Raw genomic sequence first — 14,078 nt, 5'->3', positions numbered from 1 at the left:
TCAATTTTAGAGGAGGAACTATTATGCATAAGCAAGCCCCTGTCCAATTATCTAAATTAATTCAGAATGAAGCTAAGTATTTCTGGTCTCCATCCGTTCGTTGGTGTAAAACAGAGGACACCATTGAAATTGAACATTCAGTATTCTCTGGTATAGCACTTGAATTATTCCCTGAGTTGTACTACATAACGCAAAAAGGCATAAATTTGGAATCTCTTATTGAGCATTATTCTCATTTAAATCAAGAATTGCTTTGTGATTTTATCAAACATTTGATTAATGAACGTATATTAGTAAATTCTATATTATCACCTCAGGAGCTTCTTTATCCGCATAATTACCTTGTACACAACCCCCACCACGAAGACACTTTCATTGATCCGGAACAATACAATCAATTCAAACAAAAACAGCTTGAACGCACATTTTCGAATGTTATGGAGTACGATCTTCCCTTAGAGGATGTTTCTTTCCCAGAAGAAATTGTAAATCGCAGATCTTTTCGTAATTTTGATATAAATCGTAAACTTCCATTTAAAACATTTTCAAAGCTAATCTCTGTTTTTAAACAGACTATAACTGATGGGGAGATTCGCTATTTCTATGCAACCGATGGCGGACTATATCCAATCGATATATTCATTTACGTTAAGGATGCCCGGATAGAAAAGGTGAAGGCAGGCTTATATTACTATAATCCTGTACGTAATATGCTTCAAATGGTAAGCAACGCCTGTGTTATCACACAGGAAGCGCATTATGCTCAAAATCAAGAAATATTTAGCACATCGGCTTTTTCTGTATTTATGGTTTATAACAGCGAGGTTACAATGCCAAAATATGGTGGAATGGGATATTTGTATGCCGCTATTGACTGTGGAATTATGGTGCAACTGTTGACTCAAGTAGCTGAGCTGGAGCAGGTGGGGTTGTGCTCTATTGGTGATATGAATTTCCGTAAAATCAAAAAATATTTCAAACTAAATTCCAGTCAGGTTATGCTGCACTCCATTGAAGTTGGGCTCAAGTAAATAGAACGATGGAACCTCGGCAGGGAGGAAAAACAATATGACTATCCACAGTCTATTTGAAAAGCAAGTAGTAGCTAATTCAGATCATCTCGCTGTTGTCAGTTGTGAAAAATACCTAACTTATCGACAATTAAATGAAAAGTCCAATCAATTAGCTGAAGTATTGGTTGAGCATAATGTTTGTACTGGTTGTATTGTCGGAATTATGATGGAACGCTCTGTCGATATGATCATTGCAGTATTAGCAGTCCTTAAATCTGGAGGAGCTTATTTGGCCCTTGATCCAGGTTACCCTGAGGAGAGAATTAAATTCATGCTGAGTGACAGCAATGTGAAGTTGCTGCTTACACAACAGCACTTAAGATCTCCTAATCATCCGGGATTAAGTAAATTAACAGTGACTGAACAGCTGTATTCCAATCGTTCGACCAACAATTTGGAGCGGAATGTTTGCTCAAGCGATCTCGCCTATCTAATCTATACATCAGGTTCAACAGGGCAGCCTAAAGGAACCTTATTAGAACATAAGGGAATTGAAAATTTACAGTCAATTTGGACAAATAAATTCCATATTACTTCAAAAGATCGAATTGGTCAGTTCGCCAGCTTTTCATTCGATGCCTCTGTATGGGAAATTTTTATGGCACTTTTTAATGGGGCAACCTTATATATTATTCCTCAGGAAATAATACATCAGACCCTCGATTTTGAGTCCTATGTTTCAGAAAATATGATTACTGTATTAACATTGCCTCCAAGTTATGCTGTGTATTTGGAAGCTTCGCGTATTACGAATTTAAGGTTGATGATAACAGCAGGATCGTCATCATCCGGTAATTTGGTTAATCAATGGAGCCCGTATACAACTTATGTGAATGCGTATGGACCCACCGAAGCGAGCATATGTGCTTCTTTATGGGTGGCTCCTTCAGCATTTTTTGAAGGTAATTCGGTTCCTATAGGCTTGTCATTGCCGAATACGAATTTTTATATTTTTGATAAGCAACTGAACCCTGTTGATTGTGGAGAAATTGGAGAACTTTTCATAAGCGGATGTGGGCTAGCAAGAGGCTATTTGAATCGTCCAGAGCTTACAAAACAAAAATTCATCCAACATCCAACAATTCCAGAAACAATAATATATAGAACCGGTGATTTAGTTCGGATGCTTTCTGATGGAAATTTGGAATATCATGGGAGGATGGATCAGCAAGTAAAAATACGTGGGCATCGGATTGAATTGGAAGAAATTGAAGTAATTTTTCTTAAACATAAAGAAATCACAGAAGTAGTGGTACAGACTATTCAGGGTGAGCAGGATCAGTTGCAGTTGTGCGCGTATTATGTAGCCCGAAATGCGATAAACACAACTGAGTTGCGTCAGTTTATCAAGCAAGAATTGCCGATTTATATGATGCCAACCTATTTTGTTTATTTATCTGAACTTCCTATGACCATTAATGGAAAAGTGGATCGAAAAGCTCTTCCTATTCCAACTAGGGATTTATCGGGACAACTTAATCATCAGCAGCCTCGCACTGATTTAGAGGAACTTATATGCCTACTAATGAGTGAGGTTCTTGGTGTAGGCCAGGTGGGCATATATGATAACTTTTATGATTTGGGTGGTGATTCAATTAAAGCCATTCAATTATCTGCAAAGTTGAACTCTCATAATCTAAAGCTCAGTAGTCATCATCTTTTAAAACAACCTACTATTGCACAATTTGGTCAGTCAATTCAACAGATTCTCCGTAAGAGTGACCAAGGTAAAGTTTTGGGGAATGTCCACCTTACCCCTATTCAGCATTGGTTTTTTACAAAAAATTTAACTGATAAACATCATTGGAATCAATCTGTTCTGTTTTATAATCCAGAACGGTATGAAACAGAGGCTTTGTTCAGGGGTTTAAGAACGTTGGTTGAGCATCACGACGCGCTTAGAATGACTTACCAGATGGAGGACGGCATTCTAAAGCAGGTGAACATGGACATGAGTCCCGAGGTATTCAGCTTTAATATATTCAACGTGCCGCAAGAGGATGAAGAAAAATTTATTATCGACCAAATTTCGGAGATTCAAGGGAGTAAAAATCTAGAAAGAGGTCCATTAGTGCATTTAGGACTGTTCAGATCCAAGACAGGAGATCATTTGTTGCTGTCTATACATCATTTAGTGATAGACGGAATTTCATTACGTATATTAATCGAAGATTTCTTAAAGTCCTATGAGCAAATTATTAAAGGGAGACAGGTTATACTGCAAGGAAAAACAGATTCATACCAAAAATGGGCTGAAGCATTGGAGAAATATTCATGTAGTGAGGAGATAGTAAAACAAATACCCTATTGGCTGGATTTTAATGCAAAAGTTAATCAGGAATTATTACTGTGGAAGAGAGATCAAGTGCAGGTATCAACACAAAGGAACAAACGTAATTTAAAATTTGCTCTGTCAAAAGAAAACACAAAATGGCTTCTTGGTCAAGTTCATCATGCGTATAACACCGAAATAAATGATATTTTGATAACTGCTTTAGGGATAGCTCTGTATGACTGGCTTGAAATCAGACAAATTGTAATCAATATGGAATCCCATGGTCGTACTGATATTTTACCTGATATTAATATTACACGTACAGTCGGTTGGTTTACATCTCAGTGCCCCGTACTTCTATGCATGCATGATCCTGACAATTTGCCTGATTGGATTATAAAAACCAAAGAGAATCTTAGAACTATTCCGAATAAAGGTTTGGACTATGAGGTACTAAAATATCTTAGCCCGGAAAGTTTGAGGGCGCCCTTGATATTTTCTATTGAGCCAGAAATTAATTTTAATTATTTAGGTCAACTTGACCAAATCTCAAATTCTCCCTATTTCCAACTTTCTCCTTACAGTAGTGCAGCTTCCTTTGGACCTGAGGGATTAGGGAATATCAGTCCTAATAATGAACTGTGTTATGCACTTGAAATAACAGGATATATCGAGGGAGATCGATTGCATTTTTCTATCGGCTATGATAGTACACGAATTAGTGTACAAGAAATCCAATATTTAGCGGAGGGATATGAAAAGCAGCTTATCAAGGTTATTCAGCATTGTATAGACAAGAAGGAACAGGTGCGCACTCCAAGTGATTTTACATTGAAAAATTTAAAAGAAGAGGATTTAAATATGATTTATGATGTGCTTCTCAATTCGTTAAATATCTAAACCACTAGATTAGGCGGGTGAATAGAATGAATCCGTTTTCGAAAGAACAAATTCAGGATATATATGCGTTGTCACCCATGCAAGAAGGGATATTATATCATTCTCTATCAGATGCTGATCCTAACACTTATGTAGTTCAACTAATCCTAACTACAGAAGGTCATCTTAATGTTGAACTTATGCGTCAAAGTTTTTCGACAATCATCCAACGGCACAATGTATTAAGAACAACTTTTTTATTGGAAAAGGTCAAACAACCACTTCAGGTAGTGCTAACGGAAAGACCTCTTCAATTTGTTTTTGAAAGCAGGACAGATATATCGAGTCTGGATGAAAAACTGTGGATTCAGCAATACTTGAAAAAGGATCGCCAGCGAGGATTCAACTTGACGAGAGATCCGCTCATTAGGCTATCGATGCTACAAACAAGCCCTAGGGAATATACTTGTGTACTCACTTTTCATCATATTTTAATGGATGGCTGGTGTTCAGATTTACTCCTTTGCGAATTATTTGAGATCTATACTTCTCTAGTTAAAGGACAAAGCAAATTCACTTATATGGAGCCGCCTTATAGTCAGTATATAGAATGGTTGGCAAAACAAGACCAAGAAAGCGCACTTAAATACTGGAAAGACTATTTAAACGGATTTGAAGAATGCTCTATCCTGCCAGGTCAAACACATAGTAATAGAAAAAAATCTATTCAAGATTATAGCTTGGGTAAACATTCTATTCAATTGGAGCATCGGCTGTCCGAAGTTTTAAAAGAGTTGGCCCGAAACAATCAAGTCACATTAAACGCAGTCTATCAGAGTCTTTGGGGGATGGTGCTGCAAAAATATAATAATAGTAACGATGTTGTATTTGGTTCTGTTGTAGCAGGAAGGCCTCCGGAAATACCAGCAGTTGAGCAAATGATAGGATTATTTATTAATACAGTTCCTGTACGTATACAATCAGCGGGGGACCTAACTTTTGTTTCACTAATGCAGCAAATTCATCATCTAAATTTAAATTCCCAGCCCTACGAGCATTTGTCACTATCACAGATTCAAAATCAGTCGATTGGACAAAGCCTGTTTAATCATATTTATGTGTTTGATAATACACCTTTAAATTCCACATGGAAACATGTATTAGCTGATGTAAATGTAAACATCAAGGACGTTGATGTTATAGAACATACTAATTATGACTTAAGTATTACAGTGCTTCCGGGTGATGAAACAAATATAAAGTTTATCTATAATTCCAATATTTATTCTGAAGATACTGTGAGAAGAATGGCAAATCATATGTATAATGTCGCAATGAAAATCTGTAGTGAGCCTTCCGTTTGCTTGAAAGATATTTGTATTTTGAGTGCTGAGGAGGAGACCGAAATTATTGCATTGAGTAGTGCGAAGATTATGGAGCATAACGGTAAAGAAACACTTGCAGATCTATTTGAAAAGCAAGTTGAAGTTTTGCCATTTGCAACGGCCCTTACATTTGGGGACACTAACATATCTTATGGAGAGTTAAATAAGCAAGCTAACAGACTTGCCTATGCCCTACAAGATATAGGTGCACAACCCGATCAGCTAATTGGACTGCTCACAGAGCGTTCACTAGAAATGATCATTGGGATACTAGGTATCTTAAAATCAAATGCAGGCTACACACCTCTTGATCCGGAAAATACAATCGAGCGATTAAAGGTTATTGTGCAAGATGCTAACTTATCAATCATTGTGGTTTCGCGATCGAATTTTCCTTTAATTACAAAGCTATTGGAACAACTGGGAGGTACCGACATACGTCAGATTGTAGTTCTTGAGGATGTGCTGGAACAAACAAATGATCGGGATAAGAGCAATCCACTACGAATATCAGAGGCTAGTCATTTGGCCTATGTGATGTATACTTCCGGTTCGACCGGTATACCTAAAGGAATAATGATCGAAAATATCAATGTAATGAGAATAGTGAAAGACTCAGATTATATACAAATTACACCGCAAGATACCATTCTTCAGTTGTCCAACTTTGCTTTTGATGGCTCTATTTTTGATATATTTGGGAGTCTTTTAAATGGAGCAAGACTTGTTTTAGCAGATAAAGAGACAGTGCTTAATGTATCTGAGTTAGCTCAGTTGATTTTAAAAGAAAATGTCTCCGTGTTTTTTGTGACAACTGCTCTTTTTAATACACTCGTAGATCATGAAATTCATTGCTTTTCAAATGTAAGGAAGGTACTGTTTGGTGGCGAACGAGCATCAATAGTGCATGTAAATAAAGCTTTTCAGTGGATGGGTGTAGGTAAAATTATCCATATGTATGGCCCGACAGAGAGTACGGTTTATGCGATGTATCATGAAGTTCATGAACTTAATGAGGACTTGGACACAATTCCGATTGGTCGACCAATTAAAAATACGGAAGTGCTTGTTCTTAATTCAGAAAATCATTCACAGCCAATTGGGGCAATTGGGGAACTGTGCATTGCTGGAGAGGGTCTTGCACGAGGTTATCTCAACAATCAGCAATTAACTCAAGAGAAATTTTTATGTCTTTTTGAAAAACGATTATACAAGACAGGTGACTTAGGGCGACGGCTTGTAAACGGAGAAATTGAATTTCTGGGGCGTAATGACCATCAGGTAAAGATTAGGGGATTCCGAATTGAATTAGGCGAAATTGAAAAGTGTATTCTTGAAAATCAGACTGTAAAAGAAGTACTTGTCATGGAACATGTAGATAAACATGGAGATAAGCGTTTGTGTGCGTACTATACCGCAAATCGAGAGATTAATGCAGAAAAAATTAGACAATGGGTTGCTGAAAGGCTACCGAACTACATGATTCCTGCCTTTTTTGTACAGGTTAAGGCGTTACCCCTAAACACAAACGGCAAAGTGGATCGTAAAAAACTTACATTACCGGATACGAGTCAGCTCTTTCAGGATCAAGCGATACTTCCAAGGAACAGTATTGAAGAGACGGTAGCTCGCGTATGGGAAACGGTGTTGGGTATTGAGAACGTAAGCGTGGTAGAAGATTTTTATGCATTAGGAGGAGATTCAATAAAGGCTATTCAAATTTCAGCACAACTTCGAGCGAAAGATATTATAGTGACTACCAAAGATATATTTCAACATCCAAGTGTAGCCGACATAAGCGCCTTTATCATCAAGGAACAATCGAGGCAAGTACAAACCGTGAATGCTGCTACTATCCAAAATGGCTATGACGAATTAGGGATTTCCGCAAGTGATCTGCATGAACTTCAAACGGAGTTGAATTCCAAGATCAATTAACAGGAGGGAACCAGTCATGTCGTCAGAACAACTGTTACAAAAGATTTATTCGCTAACACCGATGCAGGAAGGAATTCTGTACCATACATTACGTGAAGAAAATCAGGGTGGATTTGTGGTTCAGCTTTTTTTCAGTGTTGAAGGGCCTATCTCACCAGATATTATGAATAAGAGTTTGAAATTACTTGTACAGCGACACGATGTTTTTCGCACGCTTTTTAATGTTGACAAAGCGAAGCGACCAATTCAATTAGTTGTAGAGCAACGGGAAAATAGAATGATTTTTCAAGATTTGACTGAAATGAATCATAATAGTCAGATGGAATTTATATCTCATTATGCCAGTAAAGAAAAAATTAAAGGTTTCGATGTAACTGCTGATATGCTTGTTCGGCTTGCTGTTTTTCGGACAGACACACAGCATTACCGTTTACTTCTAAGTTTTCATCATATTATTGTAGATGGTTGGAGCTTAAGTTCGATTGTGCAAGAGCTTTTTGAAATATATAGTGCGTTATCAGCACATCGAACACCTAATCTAAAGGAAATCTACTCTTTTCAAAACTATATCGAATGGCTTAAACAACAGGATCAAGATTCTGCAAGTTTATACTGGAATCACTACTTAGAGGGCATTGAACAGGCCACTGCTCTACCATGGCAATCAAAACAGAAGAAGGAAGGCTATTTACAGCAACAAGTAAAGTTTACCTTCGATCGGGAAATGACTAAACAACTTCAGGAACTGGCACTTACCTATCGTGTAACGCTGAACGCTGTTATTCAAGCAGTCTGGAGCATTGTGTTAAAAAGATATAACAATACGAATGATGTGGTTTTTGGAACAGTTGTTTCAGGAAGGCATGCAGCGATTTCTGGAATAGATCAAATGATCGGCATGCTGATCAATACCAATCCAGTAAGAGTAAAGTTTGAGCAAGACATTCATTTCGGAGACCTGCTGTCATTAATCCATGAGCAAATGATGGAATCTCAAGAGCACAGTCATTATCCCCTGATGAAGATACAAGCGGCTACTCCTCTGAGAGAGAATTTAATTAATCATATTGTAGTTTTTGAAAATGTGCCTTTGGAATTCAATTTATTGGACGGACAGCGTGTCCATGAGTTGAAAATCTATGATTTTGAATTAAAAGATCAGACAAACTATGATTTCAATATCATTGTGATACCCTCTGAGGAAATATCTGTATGCTTAAAATATAATGCATTTTGCTATTCAAATGAAGATATTCAAAAGGTTGCTGGACATATTCGTGCGGTCACTACCGCTATTACTCAGAATCCACATGCACTTGTACGAAATATTTCGATTCTCACATTAGATGAAAAAGAACGCATATTAACAGAATTCAACAGCACAGACCATGTTTTTTCTGGCCTGAAAAATTTACACGAATTTTTTGAGGACAGAGCTATAGCTTATCCTGACAAAACCGCCCTGATCCTTGGTGATAAAAATATGAGCTATGAAGCGGTCAACAAACGCGCCAATCAATTAGCCAGAATACTGCGGCGTAAGGGATTATGCAGTAATCAAACCGTTGGAATAATGTTTGACAGATCATTTGAAATGATCATATCTATATTGGCGATTCATAAGGCAGGCGGTGCTTATATACCTATTGACCGCGACTATCCCAAAGATCGGATTCGTTATATGCTGCAAGACAGCGGAACTAACCTTGTCTTAACAAATACGATTTGGAACGAACGCCTCTTAGGTTTAGAAACAGAAACTCTGCTCCTGGATATAAACTTGTCCGATAACGAGGATGACACCAATCTAGATTGTGTTAATACTCCTGAGGATTTGGCTTACATCATGTACACATCAGGTTCTACTGGTAGACCCAAAGGGGTTATGGTTCAGCATCGATCCGTTGTCAACAATATGTTGTGGATGCAGCGAAAGTATTCGATCACAGAAACGGATGTTATCATGCAAAAAACAGCTTACACTTTTGATGTGTCCGTGTTTGAATTGTGTTGGTGGTACTTTCAGGGCGCAGCTACTCTATGTTTTTTGGAGCCTGAAGGTGAAAAAGATCCCGAAATCATTATCCGCACAGTTGAACAAAAGAAAGTGACGGTAATCCACTTTGTTCCGTCCATGTTACATGCGTTTTTAGACTATCTGGAATATGGAGAAGGACATGTTCAGCGTTTATCGTCTATACAAAAAGTATTTACCAGTGGAGAAGCACTGACAAGCAGGCACGTTCAGCGGTTTAACGATGAATGGAGAGGAGATAAAAACATTATTCTCTCTAATTTATATGGACCGACAGAAGGAACTATACACGATTCTTATTTTGATTGTCCTTCTGATTTTGGTATGGATTCTATACCAATCGGCAAACCGATAGATAATATTCAGATGTATATTATAGACCAGGATGGCCAATTACAGCCGGTTGGTGTAGCAGGAGAATTGTGTATTGCGGGTACAGGCGTAGCTGTAGGATATGTGAATCTTCCTGAAGCAACAAAAGAGAAATTTGTAAGAGATCCATTTAGAATGGGTCAAAATATGTACAAAACAGGCGATTTAACAAGATGGATGATTGATGGAAATATTGAGTATATGGGGAGAAAAGACTTTCAGATTAAGATCCGAGGGTATCGAATTGAAACTGAAGAAATAGAGAACCTCCTACATCAATATTTAGATATCCAGCAAGCACTAGTTACAGTATACATGGATGCTGAAAATAATGGTCATTTATGCGCATATATTATTGGATCCCGATCTATTGATGAGAATGCTATAAAAGACTATCTTGTCCAGCATGTTCCAGAGTATATGGTACCATCTTATTTTATAAAGTTAGACAGATTTCCTCTATCGCAAAGCGGAAAGATTGATCGTAAGAGCTTACCATTGCCAGACATCAAAGTAAAGGTATCTGCTGCATACACACCACCAAGAACTAATATTGAAACAGTGACATCAGAGATATGGAAAGAAGTGCTGGGTGTAGAAAAAGTGGGCATTCACGACCATTTTTTTGCGCTCGGGGGCGACTCTATCAAAGCCATTCAAGTGGCGTCACGTTTACAGCGTCATCAAGTGCATATCGGAATCAAAGATATATTTGCGAATCCGACGATTGCACAATTAACTCAAGGATTAGCCGTACAAACAAAAGTTGTAGATCAGAGTGTTGTTAAAGGCATGGTTCCACTTACGCCTATTCAAAAATGGTTTTTTGAACAACAGGGGATACAAAGGCATCATTGGAATCAGTCTTTTATGTTGTATAGAGAAGAAGGATTTGATCCTGACATACTTCAAGAAACGATGAATTATATTATTTACCATCATGATGCTCTGCGTATGGTGTATACAAGCGGGCAAGACTCTATTATACAAACAAATCAGGATATGAAAGGGTCGGCTTGGTTGCAGGTTGTTGATTTATCAGGTCAACTTGATGTAAGAGAGCGTATCACAAATCTTTCAGAAAAGATTCAAATGAGCATGGATTTAACTGCAGGTCCTCTACTGAAATTGGGATTGTTCCAAACTATAGAAGGAGATCATCTCCTTATTGTTGCACACCACTTGATTATTGATGGTGTCTCTTGGCGAATATTGCTCGAAGATATAGCACAAGTTTATCAACAGCTTAGCTCAGGAGAAAAGCCTTCATTACCGTATAAGACAACTTCTTATAAGAGTTGGGCTAGCGCACTGGAGAAGTATGCCAATAGTTCGGTATTACTTGATGAGATTCCATACTGGATGAATATTGATCAGCGGTACATTGAGCCTCTACCTAAGGATCATACCTGTTCAACCAACTTTGTCAAGGATACACGATCGATTAGTATTCAACTATCCAAGCAGGACACAGACAACCTGCTTCGTCATTCCAATCAAGCTTATAATACGGAAATTAATGATTTATTGTTAGCCGCATTAGGGAGCGCACTCCGAGATTGGACACATCATACTCAGATTCTTATCGGGTTAGAGGGTCACGGAAGAGAAGACATAGTCCCTGATATTAATGTCTCTCAGACGATCGGTTGGTTTACTACGATATATCCTGTAGTAATTGATCTTCCATCATCTTGTTCTGTGCAGGATACGGTTCAACATGTAAAACAAACATTGCATCAAATTCCGAAAAAAGGGATCGGATATGGTTTGTTAAAATACGTCACTGACCTGGATTGCAAAAAAATGATGAAGTGGAAACTTCATCCTCAAATTTGTTTTAACTATTTAGGTGAATTTGCTCAAAGTATAGATCAGGGAGTTTTTACGATTTCTGATATTTCTCAGGGCCAGATGCTTGATCCGCAATCGGAGCGAAGTTACTCCCTTGATATAACGGGAGCAGTCATGGAGGGCGAGCTAAGATTTTCTTTTATATACAATAAATATGAATATGATGAGGAAACACTGTCTGAAGTTGCCTTGAATTTCAAGAATTATCTCTTGGAAATTACAAATCATTGTGTAACTTGTGGAACAAGAGAGCTTAGTAAAAAAATATACCCAACAGCGCATCCCGATGTAGAAAATATAAACGCTCCTTTTGCGTTAACTGATATTCAGATGGCATATTTTCTAGGTCGAAATGATGAGCTTGAAATGGGCGGCGTTTCTACTCATGTATATACCGAGGTAGAGACAGACGTTGACATGGTGCGTTTTAATCAATGCTTGAATAAAGTCATTCAGAGACATCCGATGCTAAGAGCAATTATTATGCCAAGCGGTGAGCAGTGTATTCTTAAAGACGTGCCTGAGTATCAAATGGTTATAGAAGATCTTCGATTCCTGAAAAGGAGAGAACAAGAGGAACGAATTCATCTGGAGCGAAGCCGGATGTCACATCATGTGTTTGTTCCTGAACAGTGGCCGATGTTCGAATTTAAGGCTTTTCAGCTTGAGAATGATAAGTATCTATTGTGTATGGGCAGGGATCTGCTCATTGCTGATGCAGCGAGTATGGATATTATCGGTCGTGATCTGATGCATTTCTATCACAATCCGAATGCCGAATTACCGAAATTGGACTTCAGCTTCCGCGACTATATTCTTGCTTACTTAGATTTGAAGCATTCTGAAATATATGAACTGGATCGAGAATACTGGCTTAATAAAGTTGAAGATTTTCCATTAGCGCCTGTTCTTCCTCTACAATGTAATCCAGAACAAATAAAAGCACCAAAATTTAAAAGAAAAGAGAAGATATACAATCAACAGCAGTGGATTTCTTTAAAACAGTTGGCTTTACAAAATGGAGTGACCCCATCCGCTTTGCTCGCGACCATTTATTCATATCTTCTTTCCATGTGGGGCAATCAAGAGAACTTGTCCATTAATCTTACAGTCTTCAATCGTTATCCCTTTCATGAACAGGTAGAACGTATTGTAGGTGACTTTACATCAAACCTGCTGCTCGGCATTTCATTTAAACCTGGTACGTCATTATGGGATAAGGCCAGAGATGTTCAGTCTGTATTAATTGACGCATTAGAGCATCGCCACTATGAGGGTGTTGAGTTTATTAGGGATATTGTGAGACATCATGGCATTAGACATGGTAAGGCTGTAATTCCATATGTATTTACCTCTGTGCTTTCTGAAAATAACACAGAACACGCACCCGGTCTTGAGCAATTAGGAAACTTGAAAACAGGGATTACGCAAACCTCACAGGTATATATTGATTTCCAGGCTACGTTAGTAGAAGATGAATTATGGTTATTTTGGGATTATGTAGATGGATTATTTTCGCCAGAAATGATTGAAGGTATGTTCAGACAGTTTACGCAGATCATTGATTCTCTTTTGCTGCATGCTGGATATTCTCCAAAACTGGAATTTGAAGTAGAGAATATGGAAGTAATCCGATTATACAACAGTACAAACAAAACTGTACCATACACCACCTTGCATGGCCTGTTCGAGGAGCAAGCAGTACGCACTCCAGAAGCAGTAGCATTAATGCACAAGGATGAATGTCTTACGTATGGAGAACTGCAGAAACGTTCGAATCAAATTGCCCGTTACTTGCAAGGGCAGGGTGTATGTCGTGGTGATTATGTTAGCGTATTGGCAAGCCGGAGTATCGCAACCGTTGCTAATGTTATAGGTATTTTAAAGGCTGGAGCAGCTTATGTACCGGTGGATCCGGACTATCCGGAAGAACGGCGCCACTACATCCACGAGCACAGTCAATGTAAGCTGACTGTAGAACCGGAGTTGTACGATACAGCTGGCGTAGCAGAATATTCTGACGAAGCTTTTCCGATGGATTATCATCCGGACGATGTGGCGTATGTGATCTATACGTCGGGCAGCACAGGCCGACCCAAGGGCGTAATCACAACTCATGGAGCAGCAGCCAATACGATACAGGATATTAATCATAAATTCAGCATCCATGAGCAGGACCGAATGATAGGTTTGTCCTCCATGTGTTTCGATCTGTCTGTGTATGATCTGTTCGGCGCCTTGGCAGCCGGAGCGGCATTGGTATTGAT

4 protein-coding genes are annotated in these 14,078 nt (G+C 38.4%); all 4 read left to right on the top strand.

Annotation, left to right across the window (positions count from 1 at the left end; all coding sequences use genetic code 11):
- Positions 1–23 precede the first annotated feature (23 nt).
- The gene (locus tag AC6EJC_RS04240) at positions 24–1,031 is read left to right on the top strand and encodes a SagB/ThcOx family dehydrogenase (protein WP_444952888.1); all 1,008 of its coding nucleotides are present in this window, start codon (positions 24–26) and stop codon (positions 1,029–1,031) included.
- Positions 1,032–1,068: 37 nt separating this feature from the next.
- Complete coding sequence (locus tag AC6EJC_RS04235; RefSeq protein WP_444952887.1) at positions 1,069–4,248, top strand: non-ribosomal peptide synthetase; 3,180 nt, start codon at positions 1,069–1,071, stop codon at positions 4,246–4,248.
- A 26-nt stretch (positions 4,249–4,274) separates the two neighbouring features.
- Complete coding sequence (locus AC6EJC_RS04230) at positions 4,275–7,550, top strand: non-ribosomal peptide synthetase (RefSeq protein WP_444952886.1); 3,276 nt, start codon at positions 4,275–4,277, stop codon at positions 7,548–7,550.
- Positions 7,551–7,566: 16 nt separating this feature from the next.
- Positions 7,567–14,078 (top strand): non-ribosomal peptide synthetase (locus AC6EJC_RS04225; RefSeq protein ID WP_444952885.1); only part of this gene is annotated, 6,512 nt, incomplete at its 3' end.

Source organism: Paenibacillus sp. TY11 (assembly GCF_059772165.1).
The sequence above is the reverse complement of the archived record's forward strand: the minus strand, read 5'-3'. Positions and strand labels throughout refer to the sequence as shown.

What these genes read in the sequence shown, in the direction of transcription:
- AC6EJC_RS04240 (WP_444952888.1), top strand. Translation starts at nt 24, where the DNA reads ATGCATAAGCAAGCCCCTGTCCAATTATCTAAATTAATTCAGAATGAA.
- AC6EJC_RS04235 (WP_444952887.1), top strand. Translation starts at nt 1,069, where the DNA reads ATGACTATCCACAGTCTATTTGAAAAGCAAGTAGTAGCTAATTCAGAT.
- AC6EJC_RS04230 (WP_444952886.1), top strand. Translation starts at nt 4,275, where the DNA reads ATGAATCCGTTTTCGAAAGAACAAATTCAGGATATATATGCGTTGTCA.